This window comes from Halomonas urumqiensis, assembly GCF_003028575.1.
Lineage (GTDB): Bacteria > Pseudomonadota > Gammaproteobacteria > Pseudomonadales > Halomonadaceae > Halomonas > Halomonas urumqiensis.
On sequence record NZ_PYUD01000005.1, the window covers coordinates 118673 to 141453 of the forward strand.

General features: G+C 63.1%; 21 protein-coding genes. 6 read left to right on the forward strand and 15 right to left on the reverse strand.

Features of this window, described 5'->3' with window-relative positions; genetic code table 11:
* Position 1: 1 nt before the first annotated feature.
* From C6V82_RS13725 to trmB, 12 genes are all read right to left on the reverse strand, one after another.
* A complete protein-coding gene (locus tag C6V82_RS13725; protein ID WP_102587434.1) occupies positions 2–958 on the reverse strand; it encodes an NAD(P)-dependent oxidoreductase in 957 nt (318 codons plus the stop codon).
* The gene (locus tag C6V82_RS13730; RefSeq protein WP_102587433.1) at positions 955–2340 is read right to left on the reverse strand and encodes an amidohydrolase family protein; all 1386 of its coding nucleotides are present in this window, start codon (positions 2338–2340) and stop codon (positions 955–957) included. Before C6V82_RS13730 ends, C6V82_RS13725 begins: the two co-directional genes overlap by 4 nt.
* Positions 2337–3416 (reverse strand): maleylacetate reductase, encoded by a 1080-nt coding sequence (locus C6V82_RS13735; RefSeq protein ID WP_102587432.1) that lies wholly within the window; start codon positions 3414–3416, stop codon positions 2337–2339. Before C6V82_RS13735 ends, C6V82_RS13730 begins: the two co-directional genes overlap by 4 nt.
* Before the next feature lie 71 nt (positions 3417–3487).
* A complete protein-coding gene (locus C6V82_RS13740; RefSeq protein WP_229843210.1) occupies positions 3488–5140 on the reverse strand; it encodes a sugar ABC transporter ATP-binding protein in 1653 nt (550 codons plus the stop codon).
* On the reverse strand, positions 5137–6096 hold the full coding sequence (locus C6V82_RS13745) for an ABC transporter permease (RefSeq protein WP_102587431.1): 960 nt from the start codon (positions 6094–6096) through the stop codon (positions 5137–5139). The genes C6V82_RS13740 and C6V82_RS13745 overlap by 4 nt, the downstream gene beginning before the upstream one ends.
* A gap of 16 nt (positions 6097–6112) precedes the next feature.
* A complete protein-coding gene (locus tag C6V82_RS13750) occupies positions 6113–7123 on the reverse strand; it encodes an ABC transporter permease (RefSeq protein ID WP_102587430.1) in 1011 nt (336 codons plus the stop codon).
* Positions 7124–7297: 174 nt separating this feature from the next.
* On the reverse strand, positions 7298–8233 hold the full coding sequence (locus tag C6V82_RS13755; RefSeq protein WP_102587429.1) for a sugar ABC transporter substrate-binding protein: 936 nt from the start codon (positions 8231–8233) through the stop codon (positions 7298–7300).
* A 240-nt stretch (positions 8234–8473) separates the two neighbouring features.
* The gene (glnE, locus tag C6V82_RS13760) at positions 8474–11479 is read right to left on the reverse strand and encodes a bifunctional [glutamate--ammonia ligase]-adenylyl-L-tyrosine phosphorylase/[glutamate--ammonia-ligase] adenylyltransferase (RefSeq protein WP_102587448.1); all 3006 of its coding nucleotides are present in this window, start codon (positions 11477–11479) and stop codon (positions 8474–8476) included.
* Between the two features lie 76 nt (positions 11480–11555).
* On the reverse strand, positions 11556–11927 hold the full coding sequence (locus tag C6V82_RS13765; protein ID WP_102587428.1) for a diacylglycerol kinase: 372 nt from the start codon (positions 11925–11927) through the stop codon (positions 11556–11558).
* A gap of 9 nt (positions 11928–11936) precedes the next feature.
* Positions 11937–13388, reverse strand: a complete 1452-nt coding sequence (gene dacB / locus C6V82_RS13770) for a D-alanyl-D-alanine carboxypeptidase/D-alanyl-D-alanine endopeptidase (RefSeq protein ID WP_102587447.1) — start codon at positions 13386–13388, stop codon at positions 11937–11939.
* A 67-nt stretch (positions 13389–13455) separates the two neighbouring features.
* Positions 13456–13788 carry an SMR family transporter gene (locus C6V82_RS13775; RefSeq protein ID WP_180978241.1) on the reverse strand — a complete coding sequence of 111 codons (333 nt, stop codon included), beginning with the start codon at positions 13786–13788 and terminating at the stop codon, positions 13456–13458.
* On the reverse strand, positions 13785–14498 hold the full coding sequence (trmB, locus tag C6V82_RS13780; protein WP_102587426.1) for a tRNA (guanine(46)-N(7))-methyltransferase TrmB: 714 nt from the start codon (positions 14496–14498) through the stop codon (positions 13785–13787). The genes C6V82_RS13775 and trmB overlap by 4 nt, the downstream gene beginning before the upstream one ends.
* 423 nt (positions 14499–14921) lie before the next feature.
* On the opposite strand from trmB, the gene C6V82_RS13790 reads away from it, so the two are divergent.
* From C6V82_RS13790 to C6V82_RS13800, 3 genes are all read left to right on the forward strand, one after another.
* A complete protein-coding gene (locus C6V82_RS13790; protein ID WP_102587425.1) occupies positions 14922–16802 on the forward strand; it encodes a beta-ketoacyl synthase in 1881 nt (626 codons plus the stop codon).
* Positions 16803–17282 (forward strand): pantetheine-phosphate adenylyltransferase, encoded by a 480-nt coding sequence (gene coaD, locus C6V82_RS13795; protein ID WP_102587424.1) that lies wholly within the window; start codon positions 16803–16805, stop codon positions 17280–17282.
* A gap of 88 nt (positions 17283–17370) precedes the next feature.
* A complete protein-coding gene (locus tag C6V82_RS13800) occupies positions 17371–17619 on the forward strand; it encodes a YfhL family 4Fe-4S dicluster ferredoxin (protein ID WP_102587423.1) in 249 nt (82 codons plus the stop codon).
* Between the two features lie 20 nt (positions 17620–17639).
* Here the strand turns inward: C6V82_RS13800 and C6V82_RS13805 are convergent, their stop codons facing one another.
* A complete protein-coding gene (locus C6V82_RS13805; protein WP_102587422.1) occupies positions 17640–18011 on the reverse strand; it encodes a hypothetical protein in 372 nt (123 codons plus the stop codon).
* Between the two features lie 252 nt (positions 18012–18263).
* On the opposite strand from C6V82_RS13805, the gene C6V82_RS13810 reads away from it, so the two are divergent.
* From C6V82_RS13810 to C6V82_RS13820, 3 genes are all read left to right on the forward strand, one after another.
* Positions 18264–19649 carry an MATE family efflux transporter gene (locus C6V82_RS13810; RefSeq protein WP_102587446.1) on the forward strand — a complete coding sequence of 462 codons (1386 nt, stop codon included), beginning with the start codon at positions 18264–18266 and terminating at the stop codon, positions 19647–19649.
* Positions 19650–19747: 98 nt separating this feature from the next.
* Positions 19748–21058, forward strand: coding sequence for a short-chain fatty acid transporter (locus C6V82_RS13815; protein ID WP_102587421.1), 1311 nt, complete (start codon positions 19748–19750; stop codon positions 21056–21058).
* 115 nt (positions 21059–21173) lie between these two features.
* The gene (locus C6V82_RS13820; protein ID WP_102587420.1) at positions 21174–21707 is read left to right on the forward strand and encodes an acyl-CoA thioesterase; all 534 of its coding nucleotides are present in this window, start codon (positions 21174–21176) and stop codon (positions 21705–21707) included.
* A 67-nt stretch (positions 21708–21774) separates the two neighbouring features.
* Here C6V82_RS13820 and C6V82_RS13825 read toward each other — a convergent pair whose 3' ends face one another.
* Positions 21775–21906 carry an entericidin A/B family lipoprotein gene (locus C6V82_RS13825; RefSeq protein WP_102587419.1) on the reverse strand — a complete coding sequence of 44 codons (132 nt, stop codon included), beginning with the start codon at positions 21904–21906 and terminating at the stop codon, positions 21775–21777.
* Positions 21907–21982: 76 nt separating this feature from the next.
* Complete coding sequence (locus C6V82_RS13830) at positions 21983–22729, reverse strand: sulfite exporter TauE/SafE family protein (RefSeq protein ID WP_102587418.1); 747 nt, start codon at positions 22727–22729, stop codon at positions 21983–21985.
* Positions 22730–22781 lie beyond the last annotated feature (52 nt).

The following is a 22781-nucleotide window of genomic DNA, read 5'->3' on the forward strand; positions in this document are numbered from 1 at the left end:
GTCAGTGTCCTTCCCTTTGGGCAAGCGCCGGCTCGCCGAGCCCGGAAAGACGCTCGGTGTGGTGAACCGTGGCGATATAGTCGTCGTTACCGTGGCCCACGGCGATCAACGAAGTGTAGGCTTCGCGCATCTGGGCAGCCAAGGGCGTGCAGACCCCTTCGTTGTGGGCACAGTCGAGAATCAGGTCGAGATCCTTGGCCATCTGGGCAGCCGAGAAGGTCGAGCTGAAATCGCGTTGGGCAAGCGGCGGCACTTTGTACTTGACCATCGGTGAACCGACGGCACTGTCGGCGATCAGCTCGAGCATCGCCTCCCAGCCGATATTGCCCTTGCGGGCCAGGGTCAGCGCCTCGCTCATCATTCCGGCACTCACCGCGATCATCAGGTTGATGGCCAGTTTGGCGACCCGCGCCTGCTCCTCGTCACCCAGCCAGTACTGGGCCTTGGTGAAGGCATCGAACACCGGCTTGGCGGCCTCCAGTTCCTCGCGGGGCCCTGACACCATGGCCGACAACGTGCCGGCCTCGGCGGCTACCGGGTTACCCGATACCGGGCTGCGCAGGTAATGGATGCCACGCGCGCTTGCCGCTTCGGCCACCCGGGCGGAGGCTTCGACACTCACCGTACTGGTCTCGATCAACACGCTGCCCGGCATCATGTGGCGCACCAGATCGCCCTGTTCGAGGCACAGGCCGATCAGTGCACGGTCATCGGGAATCGATACGAACACCAGGTCGCACTCGGCGACGGCCGCGGCCAGGCTGTCATGGACGGTGACCCCGAGCTGCGTCGCCAGGGCGCTTCGTTCAGCGGAGAGATCGAATCCCTGCACGTCTCGCCCCGACTGGATGATCCGCGCGGCCATCGGCAAGCCAAGCTTGCCAAGGCCTACCCAGGCCACCCGGTGCGCGGAACGAGCAGGTTCGGTGGAATGCGCTGTCGTTGTGTGTGTTGTCATTGCTCTGTCTCCTGACTCGATTGCGCCTCACGGGCCAGCAATTCGGCATGGATGCGGTGACCGGAATCGCCCAACTCGGCAATCCCCTCGTCGAGGTCGGCGAGCAGGCGGCCGTCGCGTTTCTTGAAACGCCCGGCCACCATCACACTTGCGACGTTGGCGAGACTCGCCTGCATCACCACCGTGGAGATCGGGTCATTGACCGGCTGCATGTTCAACTGGTGGCTGTCGAGCAGCACGATATCGGCCTGCTTGCCGGGAGTAAGGCTGCCAACGCGTGAATCGAGGCCCAGCGCCTTGGCACCATCCAGGGTGATCCAGCCCAGCGCCTCGCGAGTGGTGATGGTCGATGTATCGGGAATCTTGCCCTGCTCGCGGCGCGAGGCATCGTTGTCGAGGGCGCGCTGCATGCCCAGCGCCATGCGCGCCACGCTGAACATGTCACCGGACAGCACCGATTCGAGATCGACACCCAGCGACACGACCCCCTTGTGCCGGCGCACCAGCCCGGTGACCGGGAAGCCGTGGCCCTGGGTCATCTCGTTTTCCGGGGCGATCGAGAAGGTCACACCACTGGCGCAGAAGCGTGACATCTGGCCGTCATCGAGGCTCTGGCCATGCACGATGTTGATGTCAGGGCCCAGCAGGCCACGGGCTTCCACCTCATCCCAGCCGCCTGGGGATACCGCCTCGCCACCGCCCTGGTGCATCGACGCCACCAGACCGAACTCCTTGGCCAGCGCGAAATCGTGCAAAGTCACATCGAGGGTCGAGTAGTGAGGGCCGAGAATCGCCAGTCCCAGGGTCACCAGGCCCTCGGGGTCGGCCAGCTCGCCCGCCAGCAGCCGCTCTACCTCATGACGCGGGTGGGGAATCTCGCTGAAGTGCGGCTGGCCGGGCTTGGGATCAGGCTTGGGCGAGCCGTGCATGAACAGCGCACGAATCCCCGACTCCTTCAGCCCACGCACGGCGGCGTCGGTATGTTCCGGGGTCGGGTTGTTATGGCACCAGTCACCCAGGGTGGTAGTGCCGCAATTGAGCTGGTTGAGTGCCCCCATGCGGGTAGCGATGTAAATATCGCTAGGGGTAAACAGCGCCGCCAGGCCACGATGCACATGGCGAAAGTACTCGAGCAGCGTCCAGTTGGCGGCCACGCCGCGCAGGCCGGTCTGCCAGGTGTGCATGTGTGCATTGACGAGCCCGGGGATCAGGATGCCCCCGCCGCAGTCGATCAGCTCGGCGCCTTTTGCACGAGGGTCCGCCGAAAGCTCATCGCCCACTGCCACGATGCGCGCATCCTCGACCAGCACCTGGCCATCCGGCAATTCGCCGAGGTCTGGATCCATGGTGACGACGCAGGCGTTGGTGAAGAGTGTCTTCATTGCTCACCCCCATCGCCGACTTGCGGACGTTGACCCGCCTGGGCATCGCTCAGCAAGCGATGAATGCCCTTGGCCTCGACGTCACGGGGGTTCCAGTACGGGTTTTGCGTAGCGATCTCGGTGGCACGGTCGACATCCGCCGCCTGGAAGCCGATCTCGCCAAGCCCGCTTGGCGCCCCCACTGAACGGCCCAGGTCGTAAAGCCCTGCGGCGGCATCCGTGCAACCCAGCGCTCGTGCAATGCGCGCCATGGCCTCCGGGACCGCGGGGGCGTTGTAGGCCAGCGCATGGGGCAGCACGATAGTGTGGGTCTCGGCATGGGGCAGGTCGAAGGAGCCGCCCAGGGTGTGGCAGAGCTTGTGATGCAGCGACATGCCCACCGAACCCAGACAGGTGCCGCACAGCCAGGCGCCATACAGGGCGTCGGAGCGCGCCTCGGCATTGGCGGGATCGCTTGCGATACGCGGCAGGCTTTTCGCGAGCGCGCGGATACCCTCCTCGGCCATCAGCGCGATCACCGGATTGCCGTCGCGGGCATACAGTGCCTCCACCGCATGGGCAATCGCGTTGATACCACTGGTGCCGGACATGACGGCGGGCAGCGACAGCGTCAGGTCGACATCGTAGATCACCGTTTCCGGCAGCACGTCGAGGGTACGCTGTGTGGTCTTGATGCCATCCCGGGTCTCACCAAGGATGGGGGTCATCTCGGAGCCGGCATACGTGGTGGGAATCGCCACCTGGGGCAGCCCGGTGCGCAGGGCGATGGCCTTGCCAAGGCCGATCGTCGAGCCACCGCCAATCGCCACGGTACAGTCGACGCTGAGCTCCTCGACCACCCGCATGGCGCGTTCGGTCACCTCGACCGGCGTGTGCATGGCGGCTTCTGTATAGAGGCCAATGCCTCGCTCACCAAGCTGTTCCAGCACATCGCGGGCTTGTTGCTGCTGCTGGGGGGTGGCCAGTACCAGGGCGCGGCGACAGCCGAGATGCTCAAGTTCCTCGGTGAGTCGCGACAGGCTTCCCTGGCCGAATACCACACGAGAGGGCAGGCCATGATAAACAAAGGGTTGCATGAATCTTTCCTCGAATATAGGTGAGGCATGTCGGCGCCCCATGCAGGGGCGCCGCGATGGCGGCGATTCGCCTAGCCGGCCTGCGCCTTTGGCGGCGATGACCCAGCCATGCCGGTAATCGCCTGCACCAGCTCATCTTCGCTGACGCTGTCACCATCGAACTCGGCAGTGACCCGGCCGTCGTACATGGCGATGATGCGATTGCTCAGGCCAAGCACCTCCGGCATCTCCGACGAGATCACAAGGACCGCATACCCCGACTTGGCAAGGTCTTTGACCAGGGTATGAATCTCCGACTTGGAGCCCACATCGATGCCACGGGTCGGTTCGTCGAGAATCAGCAGCTTGGGATGGGTATTCAGCCACTTGCCGATGACGATCTTCTGCTGGTTACCACCACTCAGGTTGCCGACCTTCTGGCGCCAGCTGGGGGTCTTGATCTTCATCGCCTGGTGGTACTTGTCGTAGACGGCGCGCTCCTCGCCACTCTTCATGAAACCCATCGAGGAAACACCGGAGAGGCTCGCCAGAGTCATGTTGTCGCGGCAGTTCATGCCGAGGATCAGCCCCTGGTCCTTGCGGTCCTCCGGCACCAGCGCGACACCGCTGACCACCGCGTCATGGGCACTGCGGAACTGCACCACCTCGCCATCCAGCACCACCTCTCCCGCCGAGGGGGTACGCAGCCCGAAGATGGTCTCGGCGACTTCGGAGCGCCCCGCTCCCACCAGGCCATACATGCCGACGATCTCACCCTTGCGGACGTTGAAACTGACATCCTCGAAGACCCGCTTCACCGACAGGTTGCGCACCTCGAGCATGGTCTCGCCGAACTCACCGGGCTTGCTGGCGTGGTCGAGTTCCAGGCTGCGGCCGATCATCATCCGCGTCACCTCATCCTCGTTGGTGTCGGCAGTATTTACCGTGCCGGTGTACTCGCCGTCTCGCAGCACCGAGATGCGATGCGACAGGTGGAAGATCTCATCCATGCGGTGGGAGATGTAGACGATCCCCACCCCTTGCTGGCACAGCGAATCGATCACGTCATAGAGCACCGGCTTTTCGTGATCGGTCAGAGAGGCGGTCGGCTCATCGAACACCACCACCCGCGGGGTGAATACCAGCGCCCGGCCAATCTCGACCATCTGCTTCTTGGCGATCGACAGCGAGCCCACCAGGTCGTCGTGCTGGAAACCGCACTTGAGGGTGGCAAGAATTTTCTCGGTGTCCTCGCGAAGTTTGCGCCAGTCGACCCGGTTGCCCGGCTTCTTCGGCAGGCTGCCGAGAAAGATGTTTTCGGCCACCGTCATCTCCGATACCAGCGATTGCTCCTGGTGTATCAGCACGACGCCAGCCCGCTTGGCATGCTTGGGGTTCTCGAAGGCCATCTCCTCACCACCGAGGATGATCTTGCCTTCGTTGGCCTGGTGCTTGCCTGCCAGCACCTTCATCAGGGTCGACTTGCCGGCACCGTTCTCGCCAAGCAGGGCATGCACCTCGCCGGGTCGCACATCGAAGTCGACGTTGTTCAAGGCCACTACACCCGGGAAACGCTTGGTGATGCCCTTGAGCTGAAGCACCGGCTGCGCGTCGATCGGCTGGCGCTTTTGGGCGCCGCCATGGGCCAGGTTGTCCTGAGAATGGCTGTCCTGAGAATGGCTGTCCTGAGAATGGCTGTCCTGAGAATGGCTGTCCTGAGAATGATTCTCCTGGGAGGGATTCATATCCGCACCTCCTTGGTCGAGGGCGCATTGAGCTTCTTGTCGATGATCAGCACCGAGATGAGGATCGCGCCGAGAATGACCAGCACGTAGAAGGCCGGCACCTGCATCAGGTTCATGCCGTTGCGCAGGATGCCGATGGCCAGTACGCCGCCCAGGGTGCCGGTGATGCTGCCGAAGCCGCCGGTCAACTTGGTGCCGCCGAGCACCACCGCAGTGATGGTCCACAACTCGTAGTCGCGTCCCAGGTTGGGTGTTGCAGCGCCCATCTGGCTGGCCAGCAGCACTCCCGCCAAGGCGGCGAAGAAGCCGACGATGATGAAGTTGATCATCATGTGGCGCCCCAGGCGGATGCCGGCATCGATGGAGGCTTCGGGGTTACCGCCCACCGCAAAGGTGTTGCGGCCATGGCCGGTGCGGGTCAGCACCAGATGCATCACCAGGGTGCAGAGCAGGAAGATGATCGCCAGCACCGGAATCGGCCCGATGGTGCTGGCACCGAAGTCGGAGAACGCGAAGTTCATCGAGTAGAAGGACTCCTCCCCGGTATACAGGAAGATCAGCCCGCGTACCCCGAGCATGGCGCCCAGCGTGACGATGAAGGCATTGACTCCGGTCTTCCACACGATCAGGCCATTGATGGCGCCGAGCAGCATGCCCGACCCGAGGGCGGCCAGGATGGCCAGCGTCATGCTGATTTCCTGGAGCCCCACCGCCAGTGACGCGGCAAGCCCCAGGGTCGCCCCCACCGACAGGTCGATATTGCCGTTGATCATCACCAACGTCATGCCGAGTGCGATCAGGCCGATGGTCGAGGTCTGCACCAGGATGTTGGTGATGTTGCCAAGCGACAGGAAGTACTCGGACATGAAGCTGAAGAAAATGAAGATGGCGATGACGAAGATCCAGATCGGCTGGATGGACGTCTTGCCACGGAAGAACCCTTTCAGTGACGTCATGTGTCTAGCCTCCGCCTTATGAGTGGGTCGTCAGCAAGCGCTTGCGCTTGTTGGCGAGATCCAGCCACACGGCCAGGATGATGATCACCCAGGTCACGATCCACTGGGTGTAGTAGGGGTAACCCATCAACAGCAGACCGTTCTGGATGAAACCCAGGATCAGCACGCCGATCACCGTCTTCCAGATACTTCCGGCGCCTCCCAGCAGGCTGGTGCCCCCCAGGATGATGCCGGCCAGCACCAGCAGCTCATAACCTTGTCCAACGTTGTTCTGGGAGCCCATCACTCGCGAGCCGAGCACAAGTGCGGCACATGCCACACAAAAGGCCGAGATCAAATACGTGCTGAACACGCACCAGTTCTTGCGAATGCCGGAGTAGACGGCAGCCATCGGGTTGCCGCCGACAGCGAAGATGCGCCGGCCGTATCCGGTTCGCGACATGACGATCTGAACGAGGATGGCCAGCAGGCCGAATATCAGAATGGGTACCGCGATGCCGCCGAGATAGCCGCGCCCGAAGAAAGCGAACCAGGTACCTTCCTGATTGGCGATATCGACGTTCTGGCCGCCGCTATAGATCAGCACCAGCCCCTGAATGGCCGACAGCATGGCAAGCGTCACTATCAGCGAATTGAGGCGCAGAAAGCCGATCAAGAAGCCATTCACGGCGCCGATCATGAGTGTCAAGGCAAACATCAAAAGAATGGCATTGGTTGGGCCGATCTTGTCATGCAGGTCGACCACCAATACCGTGGAGAATGACAGCATCGACCCCACGGAAAGGTCCAGGTTTCCGCCGATAATCACCACCGTGACACCCACGGCAATGATACCGATGATCGAGGCCTGTCTTACCACGGTCATGATGTTCGACTGAGAAAGAAACTGCTCGGAAAAGAATGAGAAGACGATCATGCCGAGCAGGAAGAAAACGAGTATTCCCTGGGCCGATAGAAAACTCATCAAGCCCGCCTTGTTGAGCTTTCCGGTCGGCAGACCGGGTTTGGGTTGTTCTGCAGAAGCCATGCTAATCACCTGTATGGGAGTCACCTCGAAAGGCTCTGGCAAGCGCCATGCGTCACCATGCCACGCGTTGCTGCTTGCCATGTGCCCGACGCAGGAACCCCTGCGACCAGGCACGTGCTGACTCCCGGAGGCGGCTATCGATCACCGCACACCTCCGGGCAGCCTGCTCAGCCTTCAGAAAACCGGACGATCGAACTCGCCGAGATTTTCGGCAGTGATTTTGGGCGTCTCGAAGAAATTCATCTTCGGCACGTCCTCTCCCGCCAGCACATCGAGGGCCGTCTGCAGTGCCGCTTCGGCATCATCCACCGGAGACTGGTAGATGGAGCCGTAGTACTCGCCACGCTCGATGGCGTCATAGCCCACGGCGAAGTTGGTGGCACCGATGAAGATGATCTCGTCGGCGCGATCGGCCCCCTTGGCGGCATTCAAAGCGCCAACGCCCATGTTGTCGTCACCGGCGTAGACGCCATCGATACGGTCGTATTTGGTGAGAAAATCCTCCATCACGCGCTGGGCACGTTCACGGTTCCAGTTACCCGGCTGGGTCTCCAGCAACTCGACGCCTGGGCAGGCTTCGGCAAGGCGCTCCTCGAACCCCGTCGCGCGCTCGATGGCGGTGGTGTAGCCCGGCTGGCCGGATATCTGCACGATCTGACCCTCGCCATCCAGGGCATCACACATCATCTCGGCGGATGATATGCCCTGCTGGACGTTGTCCGGGCCGGAAAAGGCAGCAATGAAGTCGAGACCCGCTTCGGCAATCTTCGAGTTGGTCACCACCACGGGGATCCCGGCTTGATGTGCCTGGCGAATGGCGGGAATGACCGCCTGACCGTTGGTCGGCCAGATGATGATGGCATCGACCTGCTGCTGGATAAGATCCTGCATCTGACCAATCTGGCGTGCGACATCACCGCCGGCATCGAGCACCACGATATCGACATTACCGGCTTCTTCAGCGGCATCCTCGAAGGCACTTTCGTAGGTGGTCTGGTAGCTATCGACGCCGACGTTGTTCTGGGTAATGCCGATTCGGTAGGTATCAGCCTGGGCGGCTGTCACCGAAACGGCAAGCATTGATGCTGTGATAATTGTCTTCTTGAGCATGCGACTCTCCTGTTCTTTTCTAGTAGTTGTTAATCCATCCGCCAGACACATTGGCGCGTACTGCGGATTGGTGAAGCGAGCTTATGCCTGGCCGAGGTTGAGCCGCAACGAGGCCAGGCAGGAGAAATGTCCAAACTGGATGTTTTATCTGGCCGCCCGAATACGCCGACGCCCCGCGGGAATTCCCAGCGGGGCGTCGGAGGTTTCGTCGACCAGCAAGCCATGGCGGTCGCGGAGCGCTCAGCCGGACTTGCCTTCGTCGGGGGACAGCAGCCGCTGCCAGGCGTCGATGACGGCTTGGCGATGGGCCTGAAAATCGGCGTCGCGCCCACGGGAAGGGTCGCGGGTCAGCGAGGCTCGGTGCGCGGCACTGCGCAGTGCCAGATAGGCATCGCGCAGGCGCTGGCACTCCTCTGCCGGAAGCCTTTCGGTGGCTTCGAGGGTCTCGAGGATGCGCATATTGTCACTCCACTCGAGCAGCTCCGGTGTGTCGTTGGCCATGGAGAGCACCGCGTACTGGCAGAGGAACTCGATATCGACCATGCCACCGGGGTCGTGCTTCAGGTCGAAGGTCTCGCCTTCCTGCTTGCTGGCCAGGTGATCACGCATCTTCTGGCGCATTTTCACCACCTCGTCACGCAAGGCATCGAGGTCGCGCTTGGCACCGAGAATCTCGCCACGAATCTCGGTGAAGCGCTCGGCAAGGCGGGCGTACCCCGCCACCACTCGAGCGCGTACCAGGGCCTGGTGTTCCCAGGTCCAGGCCTCGCGGCGCTGATAATCGGCGAAGGCCGAAAGGGTCGAGACGAGTAGCCCCGAGTTGCCGGAGGGCCGCAGGCGCATGTCCACCTCATAGAGCGTTCCGGCGGGGGTCACCGCCGTCAGCAGGTGGATGATGCGTTGACCGAGCCGGGTGAAGAACACGCTGTTGTCGAGCGGACGTTCGCCATCGGTCGAGCCTTGACTGGCACCATCATGAATGAACACCAGATCGAGATCCGAGCCATAGCCAAGCTCGATACCGCCCAGCTTGCCGTAGCCGACCACCAGGAATTCCGGGTCGTTGCCGGCACGGCCACCCTCTCGTGTCTGCGGGAAACCATGCTTGCGGGTCAGGTGCTTCCAGGCCATCGCCAGTACCGCCTCGAGAATCACCTCGGCGATATAGGTCAGGTAGTCGCTGACCTTCATCAGGTGGCGGGTGCCGGCAATGTCCGAGGCCGCCACGTGCAATACCTGGGCGTGCTTGAAGACCCGCAGTGTCTCGAGCTGGGCCTCTTCGTCATCCTCGGGGATGCGCCCCAGGGCCTGACGCAACTCGTCGGAGAGCCGCGACTTGTCGGCCGGCGTGTAGAGCGTATCGGGCGTCAACAGCTCATCGAGCAGGATCGGGTAGCGCGCGATCTGTTCGGCGATCCATGGGCTCGCCGAACACAGCGTCATCAGGTGGCCGAGCGCATCGGGGTTCTCGCGCAGCAACGCCAGGTAGGCGGTGCGCCGCAACACCGATTCGATCAACGGCAATACCCGCTCGAGCGCGATATCCGGGGCTTCACTGCCCGCCACGGCGTCCAGCAGCATCGGCATCAGCGCCTCCAGGCGTTCATAGCCGATACGCTGCATGCTCTGCACCTGACGCGACTGGCCAAGGGCATTGAGGCGACGCAGCGAGCCAGCGGGGTCGGCGAAGTCGGCACTCTGGAACAATTCGCGCCCCTCGGTCTCGTCGAATTCACCACGCCACAAGGCGCGCCAGCTCTCCAGCGAAACGCCCTGTGCCTCGGCATTCCGCGTGTCAGCCTCCTCGTCGTCTTCCAGCTCGTCTTCGGGGTCGGCGACCACCGCATCGAAATGACGCCGCACCCGGCCACGCACCTCGTCTAGCCGTGCCATCAGTGCGGGCCAGTCCTGCATATCCAGGGCCAGTGCCACGCGTTCGCGGTCGGTCTCGTCGTCGGGCAGGCTCTGGGTCTGGCGATCCTCGAGCGCCTGAAGCGCGTGCTCCAGGTCGCGCAGCAAGACATAGTCCGGCTCGAGTTCATCGACCACCTCCTGAGGCAGAAGCCCCAGCTCCGGCAAGCGCCTCAATGCGGTCTTCAGCGACGTGACCTGCAGTTCAGTATCGCGTCCGCCACGGATCAGCTGAAAGGCCTGAACCACGAACTCGACTTCGCGGATACCGCCAGGCCCCAGCTTGATATTGCCTTGCATGCCCCGGCGGCGAACCTCGCGATTGATCATGCCCTTGAGCTCACGCAGCGATTCGATGGCGCCAAAATCGAGATACTTGCGATAGACGAAGGGACGCAGGCTTGCCAGCAACTCGCCGCCCGCCTCGACGTCACCGGCCACGGGCCTGGCCTTGAGCATGGCGTAGCGTTCCCACTCGCGGCCCTGATCCTGGTAATAGGCGGCCAGCGAGGAGAAGTTGCCGACCAGCGGCCCGCCGTCGCCCAGCGGACGCAGGCGCATGTCGACACGAAAGGCGAAGCCATCGGCGGTCACCGCGTCCAGGGCGCTGATCAGTTTCTGGCCAAGCTTGGTGAAGTATTCCTGATGCTCGAGCGACTTTCGCCCCCCTTCGGTATCGCCTTTCTCGGGAAAGGCGAAGATCAGATCAATATCCGAAGAGAGATTGAGTTCGCCCGCGCCGAGCTTGCCCATGCCGAGCACCACCAGGCGTTGCTCGCTCCCGTCCTGGCGCACCGCCGGGTTTCCCCAGCGCGGTTCGAGATAGCGTTCGAGCCAGGCCAGCGCCCCCTCCAGGCAAGTCTCGGCGAGTCTTGAGACCTGTGCGGCCGTGGCCCACATGTCGACTCCGGGCGGGCGTGTCAGGTCGCGCCACACGATGCCGGTCATTCGCGCGCGGCGAAAGCGGCGTATGGCGGCATGCAGAGCGGCCTCGTCCTCGGCATCCTCGAGCCGCTCATCGAGCCAGGCTCTCAGGGTCTGCTCGTCGGGCGCGGCATCCAGTTCGCCACTGGCATCCAGATGCAGCAACCATTCCGGGTAGCGCACCAGGGTCTCGGCGACGAAGTCGGAAATCGCCAGCACCCGCGCCATCTGCTTGCGTCGCGACTCCGACAACCCCAGCCAATCCTCCAGGGGCGACTCCCGCGCGCTCATCCCGGCCAGGTTATCGGCCTGTTCCAGCGACTGGGCCAGTCGCTCGTGGACGTGCCGCAATGGCGCCACGAGAGGCTCGGGGATATCGGTGAGCGGCAGGAAGTCGTCAGGCAGAGCCATGGGCATCTCACATCGGCGTTGGCGAATATCTCCAGCATAGCGAAGCCTGGCCGCCGGGGGCACCCACCGAGTGGTGTTAGCCCAAGAACCGTTGCCAGGCCAGCAACCCCCAGGTCATGCCGGCCAGCGACAACGCCACCATCACCGCCGCGGAACCGATGTCCTTGGCACGTCCGGAAAGCTCGTGGTGCTCGGTGCCGATTCGGTCCACGACATTTTCGATGGCGCTGTTGAGCAGCTCGACGATCAACACCACAAGGCAACTGCCCACCAGCAGGATCCACTCCACCGGCCCCTGACCAACCCACCAGGCCAGTGGCAGCAACACCACGCACAGCCCGAGCTCCTGACGAAAGGCCGACTCATTGCGCCAGGCGGCCTTGAGCCCCTTGAGCGAGTAGCGGGTGGAGTGCACCAGGTGGCGCCAACCGGTATGTCCGGGCTTCATGATGGTTCCTTAATGGGTATTGATCATCCGCTCAATATCTTCGGCCAGCGGGTCCAGTACCTGGGCCCAGTTCAGCCAGGGGGTATTGGAGGTGCCATTGACCAGGACGCTGAATACCCCCCAGCGCCCATTCACGGTACGAAAGTACCCTCCAAGAGACCGCACGGCCACGGGCTGGTTGAGCGTACCGGTCTTGAGCATCACATGGGTCTGGAAAATCGGCGGGCCACGACGAATGAAGCGCATCACGCCATTGTCGGGCGACTGGAAGCTGGCCACGAAGCTCGGGAACAACGCCGTACGATGATACATGCTGGATAGCAGCGTATTGATGCCATGGGCAGAGGTCCGGTTCTCCGGGGTCAAGCCGCTGCCACTGCGCAACTCCAGCGGGCCATGGTCGGGGATGCCGGCGACGAAATGCTCGATGGCCTGGCCACCTTGAACCAGATTGCCGCGCGGTTGATCCACCAGCGTCATGGTCAACACATCGGCCATGAAGTTGTTGGAGTAATTCATGACGCGCAGCAAGACTTCCTGCATCGGGAGGCCTTCCACCTCGGCCAGCGACCTCGCCGTGGCCGCGGGTTCGGCGATGCTGGTAGTGGTGCCCTGGGCAATGCCAATACCGGCCTGCCCGAGCATCGCCGCAAGAGTGCTTGCCGTCTGAGCTGCCGGGTCGGAACTGGCGCGATAGATCGAGCGAGGTGCACTGCCGAGCGCGATATGACCGCTGACCACCATCACGTCACCGGTGTTGTCCAGCACACGCTCGGCGTACAGTTCGGTGCCACCGTTGGCGGGCCGGGTGTCGACGCGGTTGTCGAGACCGACGATCGGTGCCTGGCTGTCGCAGCTGGTCAGACGCGCCGGCTCCCCTGGCGTGGCGGCGGGCGCCACGCTGACACACCAACTGCCATGGTTCACACCAGCCGACGTGAGCAATGCGCTGTAGGCGTTGGCGACCCGCGAATGGGCCTGGCAGCGATCGGTGGTGATGCACTCCACCGGGCCGAAGCGCCACTGGCTGATCACCAGTCGGCCTTCGACTTCGCGCACCCCGGCCTGGTGCAGTCGCTGTGCGAGCCGCCACAGATCCTCGCTGGTCAATGACGGATCGCCACCACCGTCGAATACCAGGTCACCCTGCAATACGCCATTGGCATCCAGCTCGGCATCACTGACCAGGCGGGTGGTGAAGCGGTGCTGTGGGCCGAAGCGGTCGAGGGCCGCCGCCGCCAGGTAGGCCTTGCTGACAGACGCCGGTGACAGTTGGCGCCGGGGTTCGATGGCCCCCAGCACCTCGCCGGTATCGAGCAGGCGCGCCTCGGCACTAACCAGAAACCCACGCTCGGCGAGTTCACTGAGCCGCGCGAAACCGCTGGCGTTAGCGAAGGGTGCCAGCAGCATCATAGAGGCGAAGAGCAAGGCGATGACGACGAAAAGCTTGCCGCAGCGCATGAAGACTCCAGAACCGGTGAAGAGTGTCGGCACCATCATGGCGCCTTCCATAGAGGCTGGTAGCAGGTTAATGCGCGGAGACGGAGGAGAACACCTGAATGACCACGACGCCACCAACGATCATCGCCATTCCCAGCAGCGCCGGCAGATCCGGTCGCTCACCATAGACGATTACCCCTACCAGGGTGACCAGCACGATACCCAACCCGGCCCAGATGGCATAGGCGATACCCACCGGTATGCTGCGCAGCACCAGGGCAAGCAGGTAGAACGCCAGCCCGTACCCCACCACCACAGTGACACTCGGCCACAAACGGGTGAAACCCTCGGACGCTTTCAGCGCACTGGTGCCGACCACCTCGGCGACTATCGCCAGGGCAAGATAAACGAATGCCATCAGTAAAGCTCCTCGGTAGGTTCCGAAAGACTCGGCACCAGGCTGGGGGCGTGGGGCAACTCGACCTCGAGTCGCCAAAGGGATTGTCCGCTGTGGTGATACTTGCGTTCGAACGGTGTCAGGAAGTCGCCATCCGGGTCGAACCGGGTCATCTCGGGTTGCGTCCCCGTCACCTGACTGACCGCCTGGGCGAATTCCTGCACGTAGATTGGCCAGTTGGAGCGCAGTTCGAGGCGACCACCCAGGGCCAGGATCACCGGCAGCACCGGATGTCCATGCCAGCGCATCTTGAGGTGGGCGGCCTTGGGATACGGGTTGGGATACAGGAGGTAGTGTCGAGCGGGCTGCCAACCGGCCGCAAGCGCGAGCCGCCAGAAATCCACCAGGTCGGCGCGCATCAGCAGCGCATTGTCCGGCAGCTTGCCATGCTCCCGGGACAGCCGGTCCGCGCTGCGGTCGATACCGATCACCGCATGGTCGGCAAACTGGAGGGCAAGCGTACGTGTCGACAGACCGACACCGCAGCCCGCATCGAGAACCAGCGGCATGTCCGGGCGCGCATCACGCCATTGGCAGGCGTGATCGAAGGCTTCACGGGTATGCTCGGCCAGCGGCTTGCGCAGCGGGTGCTCGACGGCACGGGCCACGCGCCTGGCGAGATCCTGGTGGGGACCCGGCTGGTTGGTCACGACGGCTCGGGAACTGACTTGCATGGCGGATGACCGTGCGGATGACGAAAAGACAGCATTCTATCAGCCCCGCACGGGCGACCCCAGCGTCTCCACCTCCGCACCGGTCTTGGCCAACCGTCAACTCCGTCATTCACAGGAAACCATCCACGAAAAAAAGGGCGCGCCTGCCACCAGGCGCGCCCACAACCACTCATATGACTCAAACAGCCGTTTCATGGTACCGGCCGACGCTAAAAAATTCAAACATTCGTTTCATGATTAATATCCTTTCACCCCCACCACCAGGCCTGTCGTGGCATGACGTCGCGGCAGGCCGGGTGCTATGATCGATCACCAGAAACCTGCATCCGGCTCGCACGTTTGGACGGTGCCACGTTTGGACGGTGCGCAGTCATCAACAGCAACGAGGACCCCGGCTTGTCACATTTACCGGTGATCGTCGGTATGGGCGGCGTGAACCCCGCCGGCAGAACCTCGGGTCACCAGGCGTTTCGTCGCACCGTGCTGGACGCCCTTCCCGATCAACTTCAGGCCCGCACGCTGCTTGGCCTGGCGGCGATGATGCGCCTGGCCAGCGGTCAGGCGGATAAGAGCTGGCTAGATGCCGAAGGCCGGCCGCTCGACGCCGCCCAGATCATCGAGCAGACGCGCCAGCAGGTGCTGGACCATACGCTGATCCGGCGCATTGAGGCGCCTTGCTTCAACGCCGCGGGCCTGCCCGCCAACCGCAAGGCCAGCCTGGCGCTGGACACGCCACTGACGTTTCGCATCCGTCGCCGCCAGTTACCCGACGACTTGCCGCCTACCTGGCAGGTGCGCGAAATCGACCGTCACACACTTGAGGTCGAGGTGCCCGCCGGCAACATGGAGGTCATGCTGCCCGAGACCCGCCAGGCCCAGGTACGTGCCGCCGGCCAACTGCCCAGTGGGTTCGAGCCCAGCCGTTTCTATCGCAGCGTGCACCACCCGCGCGGCCTGTCCATGGCGATCTTCGCCGCCAGCGACTGCCTGGGCGACAGTGGCCTGGAATGGGACACCCTGCGCGACCAGCTCGACCCCGACGAGATCGCGGTCTACGCCGGCAACTCCATCGGCCAGCTCGACGACGAGGGCTGGGGCGGGCTGTTGAAGTGTTTCGTATCCGGTAACCGCGCGACCTCAAAGCAGATGCCACTGGGGTACGGGCAGATGCCCGCCGACTTCCTCAACGCCTATGTGCTTGGCAGCGTGGGGGGAACCGGCGCGGCACTTGGCGCTTGCGCCAGCTTTCTCTACAACCTGCGCCTGGGGGTCGATGACATCAGTGCCGGACGCCGCCGGGTGGTCATGGTCGGCACCGCCGATGCCCCGGTCACCCCGGAAATCATCGAGGGCTTTCGCGCCATGGGCGCACTGGCGGACGACGACAGCCTCAAGGCACTCGATGCGCTTGAACTGTTGACCGATGCGGATTACCAGCGGGCGTGCCGCCCCTTCGCACGTAATTGCGGCTTCACCATCGCCGAGTCCAGCCAGTTCATCATGCTGATGGACGATGCCCTGGCGCTCGAAGTCGGCGCCGAGATTCTCGGCAGTGTGCCGGGAGTCTTCGTCAATGCCGACGGCTGGAAACGTTCCATCTCCGCCCCTGGCATCGGTAATTACATCACCCTGGGCAAGGCCGCCTCGCTGGTACGCGACATGCTTGGCGAACGCGCCCTGCGCGAGCGTACCTTCCTGCATGCCCATGGCACCAGCACCCCCAAGAACCGGGTCACCGAGTCACATGTCTTCGATCTGGTGGCCCGCGCCTACGGCATCGAATCCTGGCCGGTGGTGGCCGTGAAGGCGTTCGTCGGGCATTCCCAGGGCAGTGCCGCCGGTGACCAACTGACCAGCGCCCTTGGCAGCTTCGCCCATGATCTGCTGCCAGGCATTGTCACCCTGGATGCGGTGGCGAACGATGTGTACGCCGACCACCTCAGGCTGTCGCGCGAGCCCACCCCCTTCACCGCCGATGCCGCCTTCATCAATGCCAAGGGCTTCGGGGGCAACAACGCCACGGGGGTCGTGCTGTCGCCGGCGGTGACCGAGCGGTTGCTCACCAAGCGCCATGGCGAGGCCGCACTGGACGCCTGGCGGGCGCGGCGCGAGGCCATCCGCGAGAGTGCCGCCCACTACCATCAACAGGCCGACCTTGGCCACTTCCGGGCGCGCTACCGCTTCGGCGAAGGGGTGCTGGAAGGGCCGGAACTCGAGGTCAGCGACACCGCCATCAAGATTCCGGGCTTCGCCCGCGCGGTGTCTCTCGCCGTGGACAACCCTTTTGGAAGGCTCGAGGACTGAATGAATATCGCCGTCTATCCCGGGACTTTCGACCCCATCACCAACGGCCATTTCGACCTGATCGAACGCGGCTCACGTCTGTTCGACAAGGTGGTGATCGCCATCTCGGCAAGCCCCGGCAAGAACCCTGCCCTGGCACTCGAGACCCGAATCACACTGGCCCGCGAAATCACCAGCGGGCTTGGCAATGTCGCGGTGATCGGCTTCTCTGGCCTGCTGACCGACATGATGGATGAGCAAGGAGCGCGCATCATCCTGCGCGGGTTGCGTGCCGCCTCGGATTTCGAGTACGAGCTGCAACTGGCCAACATGTACCGTGCTCAGGCGCCCGAGCTCGAGAGCGTGTTCCTCACCCCGGCGGTGGAGAACTCGTATATCTCATCGACCATCGTGCGCGAGATCGCCAAGCTCGGCGGCGATATCACGGGACTCGTCCATCCCAGGGTCGCCGAAACGCTGAAGAGCCAGTACCATACCTGACCAAACGACTCGGGATTGAGACGCCCCAAGCGCTTCAATCCCGCCGGGCCGCCTTGGCACCCGACCAGCGAATCCGTGAGGTACCCCCATGGCTCTGATGATCACCGACGAGTGCATCAACTGCGACGTCTGCGAACCCGAATGCCCCAACGGGGCGATCTCGCCGGGCGAGGAGATCTACGTCATCGACCCTAGCCTGTGCACCGAGTGCGTCGGCCACTACGACGAACCACAGTGTCAGCAGGTCTGCCCGGTGGATTGCATTCCGCTGGACCCGGAGCGCAAGGAAACCCACCAGCAGTTGATGGAGAAGTACCACGTCATCACCGCGGCCTGATAGCGCAACTCAAGCAGGACTCATGGCGCGTGGTCGGGTTCCACCATGCCGGAAGACTGGCGTTGGCTTGGTGGCAGGCTGTTCGTGCAACCCAGGCAACGCTTGAAGGTTGCCCTGGCAGGCGTCATGACCAGCGTCTCGGCCACCCCTTCCATATTGCCGCCCAGCGCAGAAAACGGCAGTGACACCACGAACAGTGCCGTTCCCCCCAAGGTGGCCGCCGCCAGCAACGGGCGAGCCACCAGAGCATCCAGGATCATCGCTCCGCCGCCCGGCTGGGTTTCCAGGTTGTGTCGCTGGTGTTGCTCCTGTGCCACCGCTGGAAGGCTTACCAGCATGACGGCCAGCGTCAGGCTGGTAAGCAAGGTCGTGCGCTTGCCAGATCGTTTCATGTCGTTCCCCTTGTTCTGCCTACCCGGCACATTGGGCCAGGTTACCATGCCGGGCACCGCCCCAGCGCGCCAAGTGATCCACGTTAGCCTGATGACGAAGATAACCTGATGACTAAGGTAGCCCGCTTTGTCGCGGCGCCCAAGGCCAGCATGGCGATCCAGGGGCAATAGGTGATGAGCACAGTGCGAAGCGGTTGCGTCTCCCGTGCTGGAGCGCCATGCTGAGCGGCTTCATGCATGCCGGAAGCCGCCATGGCCTCGTCATCTGTTCACACCGACATCGCCCGTCAGCGAATCTGGACGCTTGCCTGGCCGATTATCTTGTCCAATATCAGTGTACCGCTGCTGGGCCTGGTGGACACCGCCGTGGTCGGCCACCTGCCAGATTCGCGCTATCTCGCTGGGGTGACGCTTGGCGCTACGCTATTCAGCTTCCTCTACTGGGGCTTCGGTTTCCTGCGCATGGGCACCACCGGCCTGACCTCCCAGGCAGTGGGGCGCGAAAGCGACGGCGACGTGCGCAACCTGCTGGGCCAGTCACTGCTGATGGCGGCAGGCATCGGCGCGCTGTTGATCGTCTTCTCCTCTCCCTTGATCGGCCTCGGGCTCTGGTTGCTCGATGGCAGCAAGGTAGCCACCGAACTGGCGGCGGAGTACGCCCGGATTCGCATCCTCTCGGCACCGGCGGTGCTCGCCAACTATGCCATCCTCGGCTGGTTCCTCGGCCAGCAGAATTCTCGAGTGACACTCGGCATCCTGGTGCTGACCAATGGCGTCAATATCCTCCTCGACCTGCTCTTCGTGGTCGGGCTCGGGATGACCAGCGACGGCGTGGCCTGGGCCACGGTCATCGCCGACTATACGGCGCTGACGTTCGGGCTGTGGCTGGTCAGCCGGCAGCTGCGGGTGCTGTCGGGCCGCTTCCTGCGCGAAAGGCTGTTGGCCCTTGCCGCCTATGCAGAGCTCTTCCAGGTCAACGCCAACCTGTTCGTGCGCACTCTGGGCCTGCTGTTCGCCATGGCCTTTTTCACCGCGCAGGGGGCCGCGCAGGGTGATACCGTGCTGGCCGCCAATGCGGTACTGATGCAGTTCATCATGCTGACGAGCTTCGCACTGGATGGCTTCGCCCACGCCACCGAAGCGCTGGTCGGTCGTTCGGTAGGACGCCAACGCTGGGACGAGTTTGGCGCTACGGTGCGCAGCGCCGCCTGGTTCTCGCTTGCGACCGCAGGACTTTTTTCGCTTGCCTTCGTGATGGGAGGCGCCTCGCTCATCGCACTGCTCACAGGCCTGCCCGAGGTCCGCGAAACCGCCGCAAGTTATCTGCCGTGGATGGTGGTGATGCCGCTGATCGCGGTGTGGAGTTACCTGCTCGACGGGGTGTTCATCGGCGCCACGGCGATTCGCGAGATGCGCAACAGCATCTTTGCCGGTCTCGTCGCCTACCTGCCGACCTGGTGGCTGCTTGAGGCACTGATGGCACCCGAGCACTTGAACCATGGCTTGTGGGCCGCCTTCCTGGCCTTCGCCACGGTGCGCTCCTGGGTGCTCGGCGGCTACTACCTGCATCATCGCCGCCACCACTGGTCGGCCGGAACCCGTCCGGACGCGGCAAGCGAGCGTGGAAATGTCCCCTGACGATCTTGCAAGCGTTGAGGGAAAAGTGGCGCAAGCCACTGAACGTGCGCTATTTTCCTGGGGCACGCCAGAGACTGAAAATTTCAAGGGAGCTCATGATGCTAAAGGCCTTATCAAAACCGGCCGTGAAGCTGGTCGACCGCTACCTGCCCGACCCCTATATCTTCGTATTGCTCTTGACGATCATCGCCGCCACTGCGGCCATCGCCGTGGAGCGCCAGACGCCACTGGCGGTGCTGCGCTTCTGGGGCGATGGCTTCTGGAGCTTACTGACGTTCTCCATGCAGATGCTGCTGGTGCTGGTCACCGGTTTCATGCTGGCAAGCTCTCCCCCCGTGAAGAAGCTGCTGCAGAAACTCGCCAGCCTCGCCAAGGGCCCGGGTGGCGCCATCCTGCTGGTGACCTATGTGTCACTTGCCGCCAGCTGGATCAACTGGGGCTTCGGGCTGGTGGTGGGCGCGCTGTTCGCCAAAGAGCTGGCGCGCCTGGTGCGCGTCGACTATCGGCTGCTTGTTGCCAGCGCCTACTCGGGCTTCGTGGTCTGGCATGGCGGGCTTGCCGGCTCCATCCCGTTGACGATTGCCACCGACGGCCACTTCAGTGCCGACCAGATTGGCGTGATCGGCACCGGCTCGACGATCTTCGCCTTCTTCAATCTGGCCATCGTGGTGTGTCTGTTCATTTCGATTCCGCTGGTCAACCGCCTGATGCTTCCCGATGACAAGGACAGCGTCTACGTCGACCCCAAGCTGCTGGAGGAGGATGACACGTCCCGCGTACGCATCACGCGACCGGCGGAGCGTCTTGAGAACAGCGTGATCCTCGCCTGGCTGGTAGGCATTCCAGGGCTGCTGTTTTTGCTCGACCATTTCGCACTGCGTGGCGGCGGCTTGAATCTAAATGTCGTCAACATGCTGTTCCTGTTCGTGGCCATCGTGCTGCACCGCACCCCGCGCAACCTGCTGACAAGCCTGAACGAGGCGATCAAGGGCGGGGCCGGCATCGTCATCCAGTTCCCCTTCTACGCCGGGATCATGGCGATCATGGTGCAGTCCGGGCTTGCCGCCACCATGTCCGAGGCACTGGTCTCGTTCGCCACTGAAACCTCACTGCCGTTCTGGTCGTTCATCAGTGCCGGCATCGTCAACCTGTTCGTGCCTTCGGGTGGCGGCCAGTGGGCGGTTCAGGCACCCGTCATGCTGCCGGCCGCCGAAGCGCTTGGCGTGGATATCCCACGCGTCGCCATGGCGGTGGCCTGGGGGGATGCCTGGACCAACCTGCTGCAGCCCTTCTGGGCCCTTCCGGTGCTGGCCATCGCCGGGCTGAAGGCGAAGGACATCATGGGCTTCTGCCTGATCCAGCTGTTCATCACCGGGGCGATCATCGGGGTGGGCCTGACCTGGTTCTGAACCAGGCAGGCGCAGCGCCTCATTCAGAGTGAACAATCCAACGGCACGCCTTGCCCCCGAATAGGGGGCAAGGCGTTATGCTATCAGGATACCGAATCCTTACAGGAACACGTACATGGAAGAGCAAGCGCTGCCCGGCCAGCATGAACTGTCGATGACCGTCTTGATGACCCCCGACCTTGCCAACTTCAGCGGCAAGGTGCATGGAGGAGCCATCCTCAAGAAGCTCGACGAGGTCGCCTACGCCTGCGCCAGCCGCTATTCGGGCCACTACGTGGTAACCCTCTCGGTGGATCAGGTGCTGTTCAAGCAGCCGATCCACGTCGGCGAACTGGTGACCTTCCTGGCGAGCGTCAACCACGTGGGGCGCTCCTCCATGGAGATCGGCATCAAGGTGGTGGCCGAAGACATCAAGAACAAGCTGATTCGCCATACCAACAGCTGTTACCTGACGATGGTCGCCGTGGATCAGGATGGCAAGCCGGCCCCCGTACCGCCACTGACGCTGGATACACCACTGCGCAAGTTGCGCTTCGAGAAGGCGGCACTGCGCAAGAAACTGCGCAAGCAGGCGAGCGAAGAGGAACAGAGAGCCCAGACGGAACATGCGCAAGACAGTACCAAGACGCGTGGTGAGCACCACACGTGATCCCCGCCTTCAGCAGGGAGAAATTGAGCCGGCCAAGCAGCACTGATCCGGCTCGCGGGGCATGCTATCAATCAGCGGAGCGCTGGATTGCCTCCCCGCCCTGTTCGATGTCCTCCCCTGCGCCTCGCATGGTGTTGCAGCCAGACAACAGCGAGAGTGCGAAAAGCGACAGCATCACGAGAGCCAGTAGACGTTGCATGGCCTTGCCTCCTTGCCAATTGAATTGTTGAGGAACTACCAATGCAATCTAGCACCGACTGGCAAAGGATGCAGAATCAACCCAGTAATAACCGCATAATGATGGCAAAAATCACTATCACGGTGAGCCACTTGACCCAGAAGGCGCCGCGCGGGCTCATGTTGACCTTCACCCCCAGCCAGGCACCCAACATGCTGCCGGCGGCCAGCACCAACCCATAGCCCCAGCGCACCTGGTCATGGAACATGAAAATCGCCAGTGCCGGCAGGGTATAGACCAGCACGATCAATACCTTGAAGACGTTCACCTGTGCCAGGTCGATCTTCAGCATGCGGTACAGCACGACAATGAACAGCACACCCACGCCCACCTGAATAAAGCCGCCATAAAGGCCTATGGCGAACATCGCCAGGTAAACGGTCGGGGTCAGCCGCTCGACGCTCAAGGGCCGCGTGTCCAGACGCGGTTGAGGCAGCAGCATCAACACCGCCGAGCCTGCCATCACGGTGATCAGGATCGCCTCGAACAGCACGTCGCTGACCTGCAGCGCCAGCCAGGCGCCGGCCAGGGAACCCAGAACCGCCGGCACGGAAAGGCGCAGGCTGAGCTCGACATGACGGGCACCGGCACGCAGGAAACTCGCCACCGCCGAGATGCTCTGCAGCACGATGGAGACGCGGTTGGTGCCATTGGCCATCTGCGGCGACAGGCCAAGAAACATCAGCAACGGCAGGGTCAGCATCGAGCCCCCCGCCGAGAGCACGTTGATGAATCCGGCCAGGGTGCCGATGACCAACAGGGCCAGCGCTTCAAGAAGGGGCATGTGGACATCCTTTCCTCGGTAACGAAGCTGCACAGCATAATGCGCCGGACAC